The sequence below is a fragment of the Halorubrum orientale genome (assembly GCF_059623105.1).
On record NZ_JBSPSR010000007.1, the window covers coordinates 113,260 to 130,015 of the forward strand.

15 protein-coding genes and 1 tRNA gene are annotated in these 16,756 nt (G+C 61.5%); 12 read left to right on the forward strand and 4 right to left on the reverse strand.

Translation table 11 applies throughout. From position 1 onward, the window contains the following. Positions 1 to 52 precede the first annotated feature (52 nt). Together hpt and ACWUI7_RS08930 are read right to left on the reverse strand one after the other, a co-directional pair. Positions 53 to 622 carry a hypoxanthine/guanine phosphoribosyltransferase gene (hpt, locus tag ACWUI7_RS08925; protein ID WP_496641878.1) on the reverse strand — a complete coding sequence of 190 codons (570 nt, stop codon included), beginning with the start codon at positions 620 to 622 and terminating at the stop codon, positions 53 to 55. Between the two features lie 54 nt (positions 623 to 676). Beyond that, positions 677 to 898, reverse strand: a complete 222-nt coding sequence (locus tag ACWUI7_RS08930; RefSeq protein WP_496641879.1) for a hypothetical protein — start codon at positions 896 to 898, stop codon at positions 677 to 679. A 150-nt stretch (positions 899 to 1,048) separates the two neighbouring features. Here ACWUI7_RS08930 and aroC point away from each other — a divergent pair, with 150 nt between their 5' ends. The 3 genes from aroC to gyrA all read left to right on the forward strand — a co-directional run bounded on the left by aroC (position 1,049) and on the right by gyrA (position 6,840). Then, entirely contained in the window at positions 1,049 to 2,239 is a 1,191-nt protein-coding gene (aroC, locus tag ACWUI7_RS08935) for a chorismate synthase (RefSeq protein ID WP_496641880.1), read from the forward strand. 174 nt (positions 2,240 to 2,413) lie between these two features. After that, positions 2,414 to 4,330 carry a DNA topoisomerase (ATP-hydrolyzing) subunit B gene (gene gyrB / locus ACWUI7_RS08940; protein WP_496641881.1) on the forward strand — a complete coding sequence of 639 codons (1,917 nt, stop codon included), beginning with the start codon at positions 2,414 to 2,416 and terminating at the stop codon, positions 4,328 to 4,330. Next, on the forward strand, positions 4,327 to 6,840 hold the full coding sequence (gene gyrA, locus ACWUI7_RS08945) for a DNA gyrase subunit A (protein ID WP_496641882.1): 2,514 nt from the start codon (positions 4,327 to 4,329) through the stop codon (positions 6,838 to 6,840). The genes gyrB and gyrA overlap by 4 nt, the downstream gene beginning before the upstream one ends. A 61-nt stretch (positions 6,841 to 6,901) precedes the next feature. Here gyrA and ACWUI7_RS08950 read toward each other — a convergent pair whose 3' ends face one another. Continuing rightward, the gene (locus tag ACWUI7_RS08950) at positions 6,902 to 7,372 is read right to left on the reverse strand and encodes a redoxin domain-containing protein (protein ID WP_496641883.1); all 471 of its coding nucleotides are present in this window, start codon (positions 7,370 to 7,372) and stop codon (positions 6,902 to 6,904) included. Between the two features lie 115 nt (positions 7,373 to 7,487). Between ACWUI7_RS08950 and ACWUI7_RS08955 the strand changes: the two genes are divergently transcribed. Beyond that, positions 7,488 to 7,754 (forward strand): Sec-independent protein translocase subunit TatA/TatB, encoded by a 267-nt coding sequence (locus tag ACWUI7_RS08955; RefSeq protein ID WP_496641884.1) that lies wholly within the window; start codon positions 7,488 to 7,490, stop codon positions 7,752 to 7,754. Positions 7,755 to 7,800: 46 nt separating this feature from the next. Continuing rightward, positions 7,801 to 7,873, forward strand: a tRNA-Arg gene (locus ACWUI7_RS08960). A 197-nt stretch (positions 7,874 to 8,070) separates the two neighbouring features. Here the strand turns inward: ACWUI7_RS08960 and ACWUI7_RS08965 are convergent. Continuing rightward, entirely contained in the window at positions 8,071 to 8,772 is a 702-nt protein-coding gene (locus ACWUI7_RS08965) for a DUF1405 domain-containing protein (protein WP_496642057.1), read from the reverse strand. 71 nt (positions 8,773 to 8,843) lie between these two features. Between ACWUI7_RS08965 and ACWUI7_RS08970 the strand changes: the two genes are divergently transcribed. From ACWUI7_RS08970 to ACWUI7_RS09000, 7 genes are read left to right on the forward strand one after another with little or no spacing between them, the layout of a single operon-like run. Beyond that, positions 8,844 to 11,126, forward strand: coding sequence for a type II/IV secretion system ATPase subunit (locus tag ACWUI7_RS08970; RefSeq protein WP_496641885.1), 2,283 nt, complete (start codon positions 8,844 to 8,846; stop codon positions 11,124 to 11,126). After that, positions 11,119 to 13,140 carry a type II secretion system F family protein gene (locus ACWUI7_RS08975; RefSeq protein WP_496641886.1) on the forward strand — a complete coding sequence of 674 codons (2,022 nt, stop codon included), beginning with the start codon at positions 11,119 to 11,121 and terminating at the stop codon, positions 13,138 to 13,140. The genes ACWUI7_RS08970 and ACWUI7_RS08975 overlap by 8 nt, the downstream gene beginning before the upstream one ends. Then, on the forward strand, positions 13,137 to 13,745 hold the full coding sequence (locus ACWUI7_RS08980; protein WP_496641887.1) for a DUF7287 family protein: 609 nt from the start codon (positions 13,137 to 13,139) through the stop codon (positions 13,743 to 13,745). The genes ACWUI7_RS08975 and ACWUI7_RS08980 overlap by 4 nt, the downstream gene beginning before the upstream one ends. Before the next feature lie 2 nt (positions 13,746 to 13,747). Then, positions 13,748 to 14,389: a DUF7288 family protein gene (locus ACWUI7_RS08985; RefSeq protein WP_496641888.1), complete on the forward strand. Its 642-nt coding sequence runs from the start codon at positions 13,748 to 13,750 to the stop codon at positions 14,387 to 14,389. Continuing rightward, a complete protein-coding gene (locus ACWUI7_RS08990) occupies positions 14,386 to 15,363 on the forward strand; it encodes a hypothetical protein (protein ID WP_496641889.1) in 978 nt (325 codons plus the stop codon). Before ACWUI7_RS08985 ends, ACWUI7_RS08990 begins: the two co-directional genes overlap by 4 nt. Then, positions 15,356 to 15,859: a DUF7266 family protein gene (locus tag ACWUI7_RS08995; RefSeq protein ID WP_496641890.1), complete on the forward strand. Its 504-nt coding sequence runs from the start codon at positions 15,356 to 15,358 to the stop codon at positions 15,857 to 15,859. The genes ACWUI7_RS08990 and ACWUI7_RS08995 overlap by 8 nt, the downstream gene beginning before the upstream one ends. A 56-nt stretch (positions 15,860 to 15,915) precedes the next feature. After that, complete coding sequence (locus ACWUI7_RS09000) at positions 15,916 to 16,749, forward strand: DUF7289 family protein (protein WP_496641891.1); 834 nt, start codon at positions 15,916 to 15,918, stop codon at positions 16,747 to 16,749. The last annotated feature ends 7 nt before the right edge of the window (positions 16,750 to 16,756 follow it).

Here is a 16,756-nt window from a genome sequence, read left to right on the forward strand (position 1 = left end):
GCGACGCCTTTCAGTTACGCGACGCTTTCCAGTTACCGTAGAGTGTGCCCTCCTATCCGTCGCCGAGGGCATCGGTGACGACGACCTCGCCGTCGTCGACGGAGACGTTGATTAACGTCTTCACGTCGTAGTCGGTGGCGTCGAGTTCGTTCTCACCGGCCTTCTTGATGACTGCGACGACGTCGCCGACTTCAGCACCGACCTCGTCGGTGAGGGCGTCTAAGATCGCCTTCATTGTGCCCCCCGTAGAGAGCACATCGTCGAGTACGAGCACCCGGTCGCCCGACTTGACGTCGTTGATGTACATCTCCGACTCAGAGTACCCGGTCTCTTGAAACAACGGAACCTCGCCGTCGAGTCCGTACTGACGCTTGCGGATCACGACGAGCGGGATGTCGGTCATGAGCGAGAGCGCGGTCGAGATGTGGATCCCCATCGCAGCGGGGGTGACGATCTTGTCGACGTTCTCAAGTTCGGCCTTCCGGATGATCCGGATGACGATCTCACGGAGAAGCTCCGGCTTGAGCATCGGGACGCCGTCGCTTATCGGGTGGACGAAGTACTGGTACTCGCCTTTCTCGATGATCGGCGCGTCGAGGAGCGACTGCCGCAACTGGTCCATGTCGCCGGTACTCGGTGCCATTAATAAAGCGTGGCGGTTGCGCGTCGGGGTGCCTCAAATCTGCTCACGGGCGTCGATACCGGCATAGATGTACCACGCAATCGTGTAGACGGCGACGAAGAGGAGGTACCCGACCACGAGGCCGGCGGTTCGTCGTTGACCGAGTCCGTCCGGTAGGGAGACCGAGAGGACACCAAGGGCTCCAAGAAAGACGATTAGCGAGAAGAGCCCGGAGAGGAGATACACGCCGAGGTCAGAGGTGAGCCACTCACGCATGGCTGGCGAGACGACAGGAGGGAGTAAACCGCCATCGGTTCTGTCGTGCGGCCGAGAAACGAGTCGCAAAATCACATCCGTCCGTCGCCAAATCGCATCCGTCCGTCGCCAGATTGCAACCACTATATGCCCCCGGGCCCACGCACTCGTATGAACGGGAATCGGTTTGGCCGACTCTTTCAGCTGACGACCTACGGCGAGAGTCACGGCGACGCCATGGGCGTCACCGTCTCCGGCGTCCCCGCTGGCGTCGAACTCGACGAAGCGGCCATCCAGGCACAACTCGACCGACGAAAGCCGGGCCAGTCGATGATAACGACCTCACGTGGCGAGCCCGACGAGGTGATGGTGAACTCTGGGGTAGAAGACGGCTACACCACCGGTACCCCGATTGGGATGGTAATTCAGAACAAAGACGCCCGCTCTGGAAAGTACGAGCCGTACGTCACCGCTCCTCGACCGTCACACGGCGATTACACGTACTCCGCGAAATTTGGCACTCGAAACTGGGGCGGGGGTGGGCGCTCATCGGCGCGTGAGACGGTGAACTGGGTCGCCGCCGGGGCGGTCGCAGAACAGGTGCTTGCGGCGTCCGAGTACGACGTCCAGATCAAAGCTCACGTTAACCAGATCGGCGACGTCCGCGCCGACGAGGTGAGCTTCGAGCAGTTGCTTGAGCGGTCCGAAGAGAACGACGTGCGCTGTGCAGACCCCGAAGCGGCTGCCGAGATGCAGTCGCTTATCGAGACGTACCAGGAGCGCGGTGACTCCATAGGCGGCTCGATATACTTCGAGTGTCGGGGCGTGCCACGCGGACTCGGAGCGCCGCGGTTCGACAGCTTCCCCGCCCGTCTCGGACAGGCGCTATTCTCTATCCCGGCGACGACCGCGGTGGAGTACGGACTCGGCCGGGCAGTGTCCGACGTCGCCGGCAGCGACCGCAACGAGGACTGGACGTTTGATGACGGCGAGTCGTTCGACCACGTGGTAAGCGATGAGGGTGACCCGGTTCCGGTCGGGAACGACCACGGCGGGCTCCAAGGTGGTATCACCACTGGTGAGCCGATCTACGGCGAAGCAGTGTGGCACGCGCCGACGTCGATCCCGAAGAAGCAGCGGTCGGCCGACTGGGAGACGGGCGAAGAAAAGGAGGTCCAAGTCGTTGGCCGTCACGACCCCGTCCTTCCGCCCCGGGCGGTGCCAGTGGTCGAGGCGATGTTGCACTGTACAGTGCTCGATTTCATGCTGCTAGCCGGACGTATCAACCCCGATCGGATCGACGCGAACCCGGGCGAGTACGACACGGCCTACCATCCGAACAACCCCCGAAGCACAGAGTGAGCACGCAACCCCCATAACACGGTCTCTTCCGCAGTTGAACGCATGTCTGCGGCACGCGAAATGACAGGCGTACCCGGGTTGTGTGACTGGTAGCCGTACCCGGGATGGGTATTGTCACGCCCGCGCGCGTGCGTCGGGTTTATAAGCCATCACGAACTATCTATGATACGTTCTATGCCAGAGGAGACTGAATATGGAGCAGGCCAGATACAGGTCTTAGAGGGCCTGCAGGCCGTCCGTAAGCGTCCGGCGATGTACATTGGATCGACGGACGACCGCGGGCTCCACCATCTCGTCTACGAGGTCGTCGACAACGCTATCGACGAGGCGCTCGCGGGGTACTGTGCGTCGATCCAGGTCACCGTCCACGACGACGGATCCGTGAGCGTCCACGACGACGGCCGCGGCATCCCGGTCGACACTCACGAAAAGTACGACCGGCCGGCACTCGAGGTGATCATGACGGTGTTACACGCCGGTGGGAAGTTCGACTCGAAGTCGTATCAGGTGTCTGGAGGGCTCCACGGTGTCGGTGTCAGCGTGGTCAACGCACTCTCAGAGAGACTCGAAGTCGAGGTGCGGCGCGACGGTGGCGTCTACAAACACTCGTTCAGTCGCGGCGAGCCAGAGCCCAACGGCTTTGAACAGGTTCGTGAGCTAGCGCCCGACGAGGACACCGGCACTGCGATCCGGTTTTGGCCCGACGAGGAGATATTTGAGACGACGACGTTCACCGCGTCGACGCTCGCAAACCGGCTCCGCGAACTCGCCTTTCTCAACTCTGGCGTCGAGATTACCCTCGCCGACGAGCGTGCAGGGACAAAAGAGTCGTTCCGCTACGACGGCGGCATCCGCGAGTTCGTCGGATACCTCAACGAGACCCGTACGCCGATTCACGAGGATGTCATTTACTTTGCTGATGAGGCCGACGACGTGCACGTCGAGGTCGCGCTGCAGGCGACCGAAGAGCTACAGGGCTCCGTACACGCCTTCGCAAACAACATCAACACCCGGGAAGGAGGAACACACCTTACGGGGTTCAAGACTGCACTCACCCGCGTCATCAACGACTACGCCAACGAACACGGGCTCGTTGACGACCTCGACGCTAACCTGACCGGTGAGGACGTTCGTGAGGGACTGACGGCCGTGGTGTCGGTTAAACACCCGGACCCGCAGTTCGAAGGACAGACCAAGACGAAGCTTGGAAACAGCGAGGTTCGCGGCGTTGTTGAGTCGGCGACACACCAGAAGCTGGGGACGTTCCTAGAAGAGAATCCAGATACTGCTCGAACGATCGTCCACAAAGCAGCCGAGGCCGCACGAGCCCGAAAAGCGGCGAAGAAAGCAGAGGAGCTGACACGCAGAAAGTCGGCACTGGAGTCGACGGCGCTACCAGGCAAACTCGCTGACTGTCAGACCCGCGACCCGGCCGAATCGGAGCTCTTCATCGTGGAGGGTGACAGTGCCGGCGGAAGCGCCAAACAGGGCCGTAACCGGAAGAACCAGGCGATTCTACCGATCAAAGGGAAGATACTCAACGTCGAGAAACACCGTCTCGATCGGATCCTGGAGAACAACGAGATTCGTGCACTTATCACCGCCATCGGTGCCGGTGTCGGCGAGGAGTTCGACGTCGAGGAGGCACGGTACAACAAGCTGATACTCATGAGCGACGCCGATGTTGACGGCGCCCACATCCGGACGTTGCTTCTCACGCTTCTGTACCGACACATGAAGCCACTTCTCGAAGCCGGCTACGTATACGCCGCACAGCCGCCACTGTACCGAATTCGAAACGGTGGGGAGACGTACGACGCCATGACCGAGGAGGAACGTGACGCGATCGTGGCGTCGAAGTGTGATGGATCGCCGGATCAGGTACAGCGATTCAAGGGACTCGGCGAGATGAACCCAGAACAGCTGTGGGAGACGACGATGGACCCGGAAAATCGGATCCTCAAGCGGATCAACGTCGACGATGCGGCCGCGGCCGATCGGATGTTCAGTGTGCTGATGGGTGACGCTGTTGAGCCGCGAAAACAGTTCATCAAAGAACACGCGACCGAAGCGGAGTGGGTAGACATATGAGCTCGGAAACACCGCCAACAGACCCCGGAGACGTTCGCGCCGCACAGGTGACGAACGCGCGTATCGAAGACGAGATGGAGCAGTCGTACATCGACTATGCGATGTCGGTCATCGCGGGTCGAGCGCTCCCTGACGTCCGCGACGGATTAAAACCAGTTCATCGGCGGATTCTCTACGCGATGCACGAAGCGGGCGTCACGAGCGGCGCCGCTCATCGCAAGTCGTCATCGATCGTCGGCGAGACGATGGGTGATTACCACCCGCACGGCGATAGCGCGATCTACGACACGCTCGCGCGAATGGCCCAGGACTTCTCGATGCGCTATCCACTCGTGGATGGACAGGGGAACTTCGGCTCCGTCGACGGTGACCCTCCGGCGGCGATGCGGTACACCGAGGCTCGGATGTCGCCGATAGCCGAGGAGCTGTTGGCCGACATCGAACGCGACACGGTCGATTTTGAATCAAACTACGACGACCGACTCAAGGAGCCCGCAGTGTTGCCGTCGGCGTTCCCGAACCTGCTCGTGAACGGGTCCTCGGGGATCGCCGTTGGTATGTCGACTAACGTCCCACCGCACAACCTTGGGGAGGTGATCGACGCGACTGTCGAGCTAATTGAAGACCCCGGCTCCACCGTCGAGGACCTGATGGACCACGTGAAGGGACCGGACTTCCCCACAGGTGCGAACATCGTCGGCCGAAACGCCGTTCACAAGGCGTACAAGACCGGCCGAGGACGGATCCGGGTCCGTGCTGAGTTCGAGGTGAATCACGAGGCGGGTCGAATCGTGATCACTGAGCTCCCATTCCAGCAGAACAAGTCACGGCTCGTCGAACGAATTGCCGAGGACGTAAACGACGGGTCGATCGAGGGGATCCGCGATCTCCGTGACGAGTCAGACCGAGACGGCATCCGCATCGTCGTCGAACTCGCCCGTGACGCGATCGCTGACGTCGTAAAGAACCAGCTGTTAGAGAGTCACCTTGAGCGGACGTTCGGGGTTATCAACCTCGCGCTCGTCGATGGCTCGCCGCAGGTGCTCGATCTGAAAGAAACGCTTGAGCACTACGTCGACCACCGCCGTGAGGTGGTTCGGCGACGGTCTCGCCACGAGCTTACAGAGCGTGAAGACCGTGCACATATCCTTGAAGGCCGACTGAAGGCGCTCAAGAACGTCGACGACGTTGTCGAGACGATTCAGGACTCAGAGGACCGGTCGGCCGCGAGAGCAGCGCTCGAACACGACTACGGCTTCTCTGAGGCGCAGGCTGAACACATCGTTCGGATGCAGCTCGGGTCGTTGACCTCTCTCGAGACACAGGAGATCGAGTCGGAGTACGAGGACGTCGTCGACCGGATCGAACGGTTAGAGACGATCCTCCAAGATGCCAACGAACTCGACGCCGTGATCATCGACGAGCTTGAGTCGGTCAAGTCGGCGTACGATGACGACCGCCGAACGAGCTTCATCGAGGACACCGGGACGGTCACCCACGAGGATCTGATACCGGAAGCCGAGTACGTCGTCACGATGAGCGAGGATGACTATATCAAGCGAATGCCACTAGAGACGTTCCGGACGCAAAATCGTGGTGGCAAGGGGATCATCGGCGCCGATCTCAAACGCGGTGACCAGGTCTCGTCGGTGTTCGTCGCTAACTCACACGACTATTTGCTCGTGGTGACGAACCACGGACAGATCTACCGGCTGAAGACGTACGAGATCCCCGAGCTGTCGCGGACCGCCCGCGGGAAGTCGGCCGTGAATCTGCTTGATCTCGACGACGGCGAAGAGATCGAGGCGGTGGTGAACACGGCCGACCTCGATGATGATGAGTTCCTCACGATGGTGACTCGAGACGGCTACATCAAACGGACGAGCGTTGGAGCCTTCGAGAACATCCAGTCGACCGGTATCCGAGCGATTCGGCTCGAAGACGGAGACGAACTCGTCGACGTCGAAGTGACGGATGGCACCCGTCATATCGTGATTGGGAGTCGAGACGGCATGGCGATCCGGTTCGATGAGTCAGACGTCCGCCCGATGGGTCGTACCGCACGTGGAGTCATTGGAATAAACCTCACTGCCGGTGACGCTGTTGCCGGTGTCGCAGCGATCGACGAGGGGTACCACAATTGGGTGCTCACCGTGACCGAGAACGGCTACGGCAAGCGCTCGGATCTTGATGAGTACCGGCCACAGTCGCGGAACGGTAAGGGCCTCGTTGACATTAAGACCGGATCGAGAAACGGGAGCGTGGTCGCTATCGAGGCGGTCACGTACGGGGACCACCTCGTCGCGATGAGCGCTGACGGCCAGATCGTCCGCACGCGCGTCGAAGAAATCTCTACTGTGAGTCGCAACACGATGGGTGTCATTGTGATGGACCTTGAGCCGGACGATGAGGTTGCTGCCGTCGACATCGTCCCCGAATCGGCGTATACTGATGACGGGGCGGCCGACGACGGAGCGTCCGGCGAGGAAGCGGGGACTGAGGAGGCGTGAGCCGATCGGGCGGTGACCTCAGCGGGGGTGTCGCCGGAATCGACTGCTACCGCGACATCGACTACTGGTCGCCAACTGCCTCAGCAACCACCCCGTAGTCGGGCTCTTGTCCCGGGTTGTCGGCTAGCCAACGGAATCCGACGACTCCCGTCGCATCGATAACGAAGACGGCGCGACGAGCCACGGTGTCGACGCCGTAGCGGTCAAACGACTCGACCACGTTGTACGCCTCGATCGCGTCGTGGTCGGGGTCGGCGACGAGGCCGAACGGGAGGTCGTACTCCTCGCGGTAGGCGTTGAGTGCGTGCGGGAGGTCAGTACTGATACCGAAGACGGTCGTGTTTGCTGGGAACGCATCAAGATCGTCACGAAGCGTGCGCATCTCGTCGGTGCACGTGCGCGAGAAAGCCGCCGGGAAAAACGCCAGTACGACCGGTCCATCACCGAGGTGATCACGCAGCGTGAACGGCTCGATATCGTCGGTCACGAGTGTGGCAGCGAACAGGGGGGCGTCGTCTCCTACATCCACCATATGCTATGTATCGGCTTGAGGGGATATATACGGGCTGGTCTAGTCGATTTTCCCGGGGCTGGACCCCTAGAAGGCAAAAAGACTATAATCGCAACAGGGTTACGGACGGGTAGAGATGGCAACTGCGATCCCACTAATCGGCGGCATTCCGGCGGGTCCGGAGCTCCTCATCATCCTGCTCGTGTTGGTGCTGCTGTTCGGTGCCAACAAGATTCCGAAGCTGGCCCGATCGACCGGCCAGGCGATGGGCGAGTTCAAGAAGGGCCGCGAGGAGGTCGAAGACGAGCTGCAACAGATGCAAGACGGTGAGGCTGCTGAGGCGGCACCCGACACCGTCGAAGAGAGCGACGAGCTTGAGAGCGAAACCGAACCGAGCGCATAAACACTTCCTCACCGTACGGGAGCCCGTTCCACACAGCAGCCCGGTTGGGCGCGTGGCCTAGCGGATAGGGCGAGGGGTTCCTAACCCCTCGATCGCGGGTTCGAATCCCGTCGCGCCCGTGAGCGAGCGCAGCGAGCGAACGGACGCGACTGACCCACGCTCGCTGCGCTCGCGTGGATCCCGTCGCGCCATATCTTCCACTGTACTTGCTCACGGGCGCGACTGACCCACGCTCGCTGCGCTCGCGTGGATCCCGTCGCGCTCGTACCAATTGCGGTGCCCATGTCTGTATGTCAGGTCTCAGCTGTGGAAGACGTCACGTCGCCGGTGCGTCTATGCGACGGAACGAACGACTTGCGAGCCACACGGCAAACACGGAGATAACGAGTGTCGCGCCTGCAAGGATCGCTCCTGGCTCGTACAGCAATGGCGGGTGGTATCCAAGACCGTAATCGACGACGACATTAGTGACGCCGAGACAGAGCGCGAACACAAGCGCACCAGGTGTCGTTCGACCGAAAGTCGGAAACAACAGCGCAATGGCGACAAAAAGCAGGTGCGTGCCGAGCACGCCCCAGTAGTACACCCACGCATCGGGAGCCGAGACGTACGCGTCGAACGCGAGATTGAGCGATACGAGCGGCCACACACCGAACTGGACGAGCCACACGAACGAGACCGTATAGAGGTACGCACGCCCCCGAGTCGCCGGTACCGACGTGAGCGGCGCACCAGACACAACGGTCGGTGCGATCGTCACAAGCGAGATGAGACACAGTGCGGTGGCCACCGCAGAATCGGCGTACAGGGGCCAGAGAGCCACCGGAACTGACGAGAGCGTGTCGAGATAGTACGCCACGCCAACGCCCACCATCGCCGCCGTTAGTACCGCGACAGCCGCGAGACTCCGTGGTTGACCGAGCAACTCGGCCGCAGCCGCATTGCGGACCCGGCGGCGCACTCGCGCGTCGCCGAGACGACGGAGATGACTCACGCGAGTATCTGTGGTGCGAGACAGGTAAAACCGCAACGGGTGCTGGTACATCGTCGCTGCGGAGGTTTATACCAGAAGCCGCGGCCAAGCCGGATATGACCCAGGAACCGGCCGAACACGCTCGCCCGACACCAGCACCGTTAGGGTCAGTCACGACCGGTCCAACAGATGGTGGTACGCTATCTGCAGCCGTCGACCGCGCAAAGCGGATGGGCGTGGCGCTGGCTAGTGTGGTTGACGAGCGGACCGTCGATGTGGACTCAGTACTCAACGAGGACGCGTTTTTTACTACGACAGACGGCACCGAGACGCTGGTGACGCGATACGACCTTGAGCAGGCCGTCTCGACCGACGCGAAGACACACCTGCGTGAGGTAGACCGATACTGGGTCGACAAACCGCACGCATTCGTGATCGTATTCTGGTCAGAAACGGAGAACGAAGCGAAATATTACGTTGTTCAACCGCACCTCACGCGGGTTGAGACGGACCTTCTCACGTTCTTGACGGCCGAACTCCGCTCGTCGATTCCGTATGCCGACGAGCTTGGGACCGCGTCGCGAGCGGAGCGGCGCGCAGTCGTCATCGACGAGTATCGACGTTTGCTCGATCGGTACGGTCTCTCCCCATACGCTCTATCGGGAGGCGACGCCGAGGGAGGAGGACCGAGCACTAGTGGTCCCAGTTGTGATTCAACAGGGTGGATCACGGATACGGTTGACGCTGCCACTGAGGCGGTCGCACGTATCACCGCCGAAGCAGTACAGATTCCCAAGCGACTCAGCGGCGGGAGTACGGCATCGCACGCGATAGGGACAACGAACTCGTCGGTGGACTCAACGACGCTCTCGCCTACACAGGTGGCGAAGCTGCAGTACCACCTGACGTGCGACTTTGTCGGCTACGGGGCCATCGACCCGATCACACACGACGTTCGTGTTGAGGACATCTCCTGTGACGGCTACAACTCACCCGTCTTTGTTCACCACACCGAACACGAGCAGCTTATTACGAATCTACAGCACGCCCGCGACGAACTCGACAACTTCGTTAGGCGGCTCGCACAGGAGGCAGGAAGTGGTATTTCGACGCGACGTCCGCAGGTAGACGCGACGCTTCCGGACGGCTCACGCGCACAGCTCACCTTGGGTCACACAGTCGCTGACCACGGAACGAACTACACGATCAGACAGTTTGCTGATGTGCCGTACACGCCTGTCGACCTCCTCAGCTGGGGGACGTTTTCGCTCGACCAGATGGCGTTTTTGTGGCTCTGTGTCGAGAATGATAAGAACCTGATTTTCGCCGGCGGGACCGCCTCCGGGAAGACTACTTGTCTGAATGCGATCTCGTTGTTCATTCCGTCGAACGCGAAGATTGTCTCTATTGAAGACACCCGAGAAGTCGAACTCCCACAACGCAACTGGATCGCGTCGGTCACGCGGCCGGGATTTTCTGTAGACGACAGTGACGCCATAGACGAGTTCGACCTCCTCGAGTCGGCGCTCCGACAGCGCCCGGAGTACATCGTCGTCGGCGAGGTACGGGGTGAGGAGGGCCGGACGGCGTTTCAAGTGATGTCGACCGGCCATACGACGTACACCACCTTTCACGCCGATAGTGTCGACGAGGTCCTCAGGCGCTTCACGACCGACCCGATCAACGTCTCAAAGAGCATGTTTACGGCGCTCGATTTGGTGTGTGTACAGCGGTCGACGCGCATCGGTGGCCAGCGGGTGAGACGAAACACCTCCATTACAGAGGTGAACCGATATGACCCCGAAAACGACGAGATAACCGTCAAAGACGTGTTTCGGTGGCGGGCCGACGCGGATGCGTTCGAGCAGCTAGCTGAATCGAGTATTCTCGAGCAGATACGACGCGAACGGGGATGGAGTCGGGACCGGCTCGAAACGGCGCTTCGGCGCCGCCGAGTCGTATTATCGTACCTCATTACGCAGGATATCACGGACTATGCAGCGGTCGCAGCGACCCTGCAGGCGACGATACGCGATCCAGAGGCTGTCCTCGAATCGATAGCCAGCAGGACGCTATCGGAGTCACTCGATGGGCTCCGGACGATGGAGTCGATACAGATCGACGTCGATCCGAAAACCGAAGCGATGACCCCGCGGCCATCGCCGAACGAGACACTCCGGGAAACGGCTGCCGCCGTGCTCGCGGAGGCAACTCCACCACTCTCGAGACGTGCAAATACATCGCGCGTCAAATCGAGAGAACGCCAGTCGGCCAGTCCGGATACCACGCCACCTGAGCGCTCCAGTCCGTCGACTGACATCGGAGATATTCGACCGGGCGACATCACACGATGGATCGGCACACGCGGAAGCCAGAGTGAGGGTAGCGTCGATGGGTAAGGAAGCAGAGACGAACTCCACTCCGGGAACGGCAGTCACTGACTGGGACCACCGAGGTGTGGACCGACTCAAGCGTGGTGACTGCACCGGGTGTATCAGTCGATTGGTCGACCGGATTGGCCGTCGTTTGACACCGTGGTTCCGTCAGTGGGTCGATCCAAGCGGAACAATGATCAGCAGTGTTGATCGCGCGCTCGTGCAGGCAAACATAAGCGGGACGGCCGCAGCGTACCTGACGCGGGCGGTCGGTATCGCAGCCGTCACGGGGGTGTTTCTCACGGCTGTGGGCGCAGTGTTTGGGTACGGGCTGTTCGGCACAGTCTTAGCCACTGGACTAGCCGGTGTGACTGTTGGGGGGCTCGGAGGCATCGGGGGCGCCGTCGGGTGGCTGCTGCGGCCGTACGCGCACGCAGCGCGTCGGAGACGGGCGATCGACCTGCTGCTCCCGGACGCAGTCGCGTACGCGTACGCCCTCGCTGCGGGCGGCCTCGATCAGCTCGCCCTGCTTGAGGCGCTTGCCGGTGCTGAGGATGCTTACGGCGAAGTGTCGGTGGAATTTCAGCGCGTCGTTTCGGAGATGCAGTACGCCGGGACGGATTATCAGAGCGCGCTCCGTCGACGATCGGATGCGACGCCGTCAGAGTCGTTGTCGGCGTTCATTGAGGATCTGGTCGCTGTCGTTGATGCTGGGGGACGTATCGATCCCTTCCTACGAGAGAAAACAGAGCGCTACCGCCGACTGAACAGGCGTGATCAAGAGCGTCGTCTTGAGACACTCGAACTATTTGGTGAGCTATACGTGACGCTCTCTTTGTTTCCGCTGCTTTTGATCATCGTCCTCGTCGTCGTGGCGACGATGGGGGAATCGACCACCAGACTCATTTTCGTGACGGTGTATGCGTTGATCCCGCTTTCAGGGGCCGTGTTCCTGGTGCTCGTGGCGGCTGTGATGCGGGACGAACCGGGCGATGGCTCCCTCGATACACCCAGTCCGACTGCCGACGGTCGTGCTCAAGAGGAGAACGTCGATTCAGCCAGTGAGTCAGCCATCGACGGAGAGGCGCTATTCGACCAGATCGGTGTAGCGAGACAGAGACACCGAATCGCGTCGGCGCTTCGGGCCCCACAAGATCTCCTGCAGGAGCACCCATACTACTCACTGTTGGTAACGCTTCCGCTTGCGATGGGGCTCGTGGCTGTAGCGGGCCTCTCCGGTCACGCGCCGGTCGTGCCGACGGCATGGATCGAGCGTCCAGTCCGGTCGACCGCCATCTGGGTGTACGTACCTGTGGCTGTCGTCGTCGGGCCGCTTGGCGTCATTGCTGAGTGGAATCGGCGAACAAGTCGAGAGGTCACCGACCGACTCGCAGAGACGCTTCGAACCCTCGCAGCCGCAAACAAGACGGGACAGACGCTGGTAGAAGCGCTCCGTACCGTTTCGGCGGGGTCCTCTGACCCGCTTGCGAGGGAGCTGAGAGATGTACACACAAAGGTTACAAACGGGATGCGACTGCACAAAGCACTCGTCGAGTTCAACAACGCGTACGCTGAGCCGAGACTCGCGCGAACGGTCACACTGATCGCGGACGCACGATCCGCGTCGTCACAGATCGCTACAGTGTTGACCACGGCGGCCGAAACAATTGAGGTACGCGACGAGCTTGAGCGCGAACGACGGTCACGCACGCGAATACAGGTAACCGTCATTGGGGTAACGTACCTCACGATGCTTGGTGTGATGGCCGTGTTACAGACACAGCTCGTCGGTGCCCTCGGCGGGCTCTCTTCAGGCAGTGCATCTGCGGGCATGGCCACCAGCGTCGGTGGTGCCGGTAGCGGCGTCGGTATCGATCCGGCCCTGCTCTCGCTCGCGTTCTTTCACGCGGCGACCGTGCAGGCGGTCGTTTCGGGAGTAGTGAGCGGGTATCTACGTGCCGGTGAGCTTCGGGCTGGCATCCCGTTTATCCTCGCATACGGTGCGGTGGCACTGGGAGTATGGAGTGTCATCGGATGAATACTGACAGCACACACATCGGACGGCGGCGGGCACAGACGCAGATCGACTTCGTCATCGCTGCCGGGCTCCTCGTGTTAGTGATCGGAGCCGCTATTGGGGCGATGCTCCCGCTCGGAGAGGTGACGACGTATACGACCGGCGGATCGGCGGCCGCCGACCAGATCGTTGCCGACCGAATCGCTGCGTGGCTCATCGACCTGCTTGGGGCGACCACAGATGGGCCCGGTGGGCCGCCTGTCCTCCACGTGGCCTCCGAGCCGGGAACCCTCTCGCCGGTCTGTAGTGTCGCGTTCTTTACTGCAGACAAGCGATTGGCAGCGGGCGCTGGGTGTCCATTTACGGACGTCAAGGTACACGGGCTGGTCGACAGCGGCGGCCTTCGTCTCGCTGTTCATGAGCTCGACGATCAGCCTGCGGTTGAACAGGCAATCACTCTCAGTGTCGAAACGAATCGGGGCCACATCACCGGTCGGCTTGATCGGTCGACCGCGGGCAGTTCGGTCACACATTCGGTCGACTCTCCGCTCACTGGCTCGGCCGTGTCAAGCCGAGTCGTCTCGATCGGCGGGCGCGCGTACGTCCTCACAGTGTGGGTGTGGTGATAATGTCACCACAAACTACTACCGAGGTCAGGTCAAGTGGTCGAGGACAAGCACACACAATCGAAGTCGCGCTCGCGGCGCTGGTGTTCGTTTCGACCGTCAGCGTGGCGATACAGGCGATGCCTCCCGCTGTGGCGACCACCCCGGACGCGACTCCCGAGGGGGGCTCACTCCATCGGACGACCGCAGTCGACCTCCTCGAGACGAGCGCAGCGAACGGCGTACTCCTCGAAACTGTCTTGTACTGGAATCCAGTCGCCGACGCCGTCGCCGGACCCACCGGCAACGGGTCGTACAGCGAAGCTATTCCCCCGACAGCGTTCGGGCGAACGCTCGAACGCACCTTTGGAAGCCGCGGGCTCGCGTTCACTCTGACGGTGGTCTACCGAACCGAAGACATGTCCGGCACCTCGACAGTCGATCGCCAGCCAATCGTGGAACTTGGCGTCCCAAGTAAAACTGCGGTAACCGCGAGTCGTATGATAACGATACCGGCGGACGCGTCACTGACTGCGCCCGGATTCAACGATAGAACGCTCATGCAGCTTGATGCCAGCTCTGACGAACGATTTTACGCGCCGCCAACCAGTGATGGGGCGGTGTACGCCTCTGTGGAGGTGGAACTCGTCGTATGGCGTCCATGAAAGACCACATCGCTACTCGGCCGAACAAGGCGACGCCAGCGCGTGCACAACTGCTCGCGCTGACCGCTATCATCGTCGCTGTGATGCTCCTCACACTCGTACTACTGGTAAACACGGCGGCGTACACGGTTGCCGAGACGACCGATGAGACGACACCGGGCGATGACGCAGTGCGCTATCGAGCAGCAGCCGTCGACGGCACAGACCGGATCCTCCGCGCAGTGAACCGCGCCGAGCATGAGACGCCACAATCAGCACGCAAGGGCGTCGTCTCCGGGATCGAGAGGCTCGATGTCGACTTGGCGCGGAGCGCTGCAGACCGGGGATCAGTTGGACACCTCGAAACGAGCCTATCACGGACCACTCCAGGGTGGATCGTATCGGCCGACGGGACAGACGGATCATTGGTGAACGAGAGCGGAGCGACCGCTTACACCGTTGCCAGCAACGTGGACCGGTCGCGTCGAGTCACGCTCGTCTTTGACCCTGCGAAGCTCGAGCCGACGACCCGCCAGAATACGAGTGAGGAAGCGTTTCACGTCGTCTTCGAGACGCCATCGACGACAACAGCGGTGTACGTCTACCGGACGGCAGCAGGTGTGGTCGTCGCGGCCGGGACCGACGGAGAGACACCGAGGGTCGTCTGTACTGTATCCGCTGTAACCGACGACGCGTTGCTCCGGCTTGCGTTGAGCACCGAGCGACTTGAGACGACCCGGTGTCCCGGGTTGTGGCCGTCGGAGGCGCTCGCGACCACACAACCGTACCGGATTGGTGTCGAGAACGCGGATGCAGTCCACGGCAGGCTGACGGCAACGGTACAAACAGCCACCACACCCGCGTCGCCTCCGCCCGCTGGGCACAATGGCATCACACCGGGTGTCTACGACACCACGGTTGCTGTCGCGTACGCGACCGAGACGCAACGCTTCGAAACGGCGGTTCGGGTAGCCCCGGGTGAGCCACGTGCGTGAGCCGACATACGGGGACAACAGAGCGGCGAGTACGGTTGTTGGATACGTCGTCGCACTCGCGGTGAGCGCGCTCTTTCTTACCGCGTTCACGGTCAGTCTCGGAGGCCTTACCGAGACACACACAGAACGAATGGTAACGGACCAGCTCACCGTAATCGGAGAGACAACCGCGGGGGAGCTCGAGCGAGTGGATCGACTCGCGCGGACGGCAGAGGCTGACCGGGCCGAGACACTGCCTCATACGGAGGCGACCTCACTTGTCGCACAAACCACCGTCGACCTTCCAGCACATATCGGCGGACACGCTTACTCTATAACCGTGACTGCTGACGCGGTCGTCGTGCAGAGCAGCCATCCCGCGAGGGCAGTCAGTTTCGTGCACCGTTCGCGAGTCACGGTGACCGAGCGGACTGTTCGTGGCGGACCGGTGATGGTAGTGTACCGACCAGACTCACGCGACCCGACGGCCGGCCGAATCGTGGTGCAAGAGCGATGAGCGGCGGCGATCCTGTGAGACACGCCACGATGTCGTCGCCGCTGGGTCACCCCGATATGCGGGGAGTCAGCGACGTGGTGGGGTATGTGCTGGTGTTCGCGCTGATCATCGGAGCAACCATTCCGATCCTCGCCGTTGGTACCACAGAGCTTGAGGACCAACGCGATCGCGTGTACGTCGCCGGTGGCGAACGAGCAATCGCGGCCTTTTCAGAAGTGATGGGTGCAATCAGGCGATCTGAAAGCCGTGGAGGAGCGGTGGTGCTGCACGCCGGCAGGGGAGAACTCACGATCGCGCCTACGACGACAATGACTGTTGAGCAGGTCGATGCAAGGGGCCAACGGGTCGGAACACACGTGACGCACCGAGTCGGGTCGGTCGTATACAGCCGGGATGACACCGTCAGCGGCTACGAGTCCGGCCTTCGGTTTCGAACGGATAACACTGGGACGGTAGGTCGCGACAGGCCACCGATCGTCACACTGGGTGGATCGGCAGATCGAACCGTCGTCACGCTCGTCGGTACGCGACCGGCCGCTGGGGCAGCCACCGTCACTCAGACGGGACCCGTTCACGTGCGAGCCTCGGTTGTTGACCGTCGCCGAATTGAGCTCCCGGAGTCGGCTGTCGCTCCCCATGTGATTCGACTCCGTATTGACTCCCCTCGAGCGGGTGCCTGGGCAAACGCACTGGGAGCGGTTGACGGCGTCACCGTCGACCAATCGGCGACGACATCTGCGGCAGTCGTAGCGACGTTCGATAAAGATGCCACCGTATCCGTTCGTGTGGTCATCGTTGAGATCTCCGTCAGCGGGTACCCAGCTGATAGACACTTACACGCGCAACCAATGGGGATCGCGGACGTGCAACTTAACACTCGTGATGGGTGAGTATCGG

Coding starts and splice junctions, on each gene's coding strand:
- hpt (WP_496641878.1), bottom strand. CDS start 622: ATGGACCAGTTGCGGCAGTCGCTCCTCGACGCGCCGATCATCGAGAAA.
- ACWUI7_RS08930 (WP_496641879.1), bottom strand. CDS start 898: ATGCGTGAGTGGCTCACCTCTGACCTCGGCGTGTATCTCCTCTCCGGG.
- aroC (WP_496641880.1), top strand. CDS start 1,049: ATGAACGGGAATCGGTTTGGCCGACTCTTTCAGCTGACGACCTACGGC.
- gyrB (WP_496641881.1), top strand. CDS start 2,414: ATGCCAGAGGAGACTGAATATGGAGCAGGCCAGATACAGGTCTTAGAG.
- gyrA (WP_496641882.1), top strand. CDS start 4,327: ATGAGCTCGGAAACACCGCCAACAGACCCCGGAGACGTTCGCGCCGCA.
- ACWUI7_RS08950 (WP_496641883.1), bottom strand. CDS start 7,372: ATGGTGGATGTAGGAGACGACGCCCCCCTGTTCGCTGCCACACTCGTG.
- ACWUI7_RS08955 (WP_496641884.1), top strand. CDS start 7,488: ATGGCAACTGCGATCCCACTAATCGGCGGCATTCCGGCGGGTCCGGAG.
- ACWUI7_RS08970 (WP_496641885.1), top strand. CDS start 8,844: ATGACCCAGGAACCGGCCGAACACGCTCGCCCGACACCAGCACCGTTA.
- ACWUI7_RS08975 (WP_496641886.1), top strand. CDS start 11,119: ATGGGTAAGGAAGCAGAGACGAACTCCACTCCGGGAACGGCAGTCACT.
- ACWUI7_RS08980 (WP_496641887.1), top strand. CDS start 13,137: ATGAATACTGACAGCACACACATCGGACGGCGGCGGGCACAGACGCAG.
- ACWUI7_RS08985 (WP_496641888.1), top strand. CDS start 13,748: ATGTCACCACAAACTACTACCGAGGTCAGGTCAAGTGGTCGAGGACAA.
- ACWUI7_RS08990 (WP_496641889.1), top strand. CDS start 14,386: ATGAAAGACCACATCGCTACTCGGCCGAACAAGGCGACGCCAGCGCGT.
- ACWUI7_RS09000 (WP_496641891.1), top strand. CDS start 15,916: ATGCGGGGAGTCAGCGACGTGGTGGGGTATGTGCTGGTGTTCGCGCTG.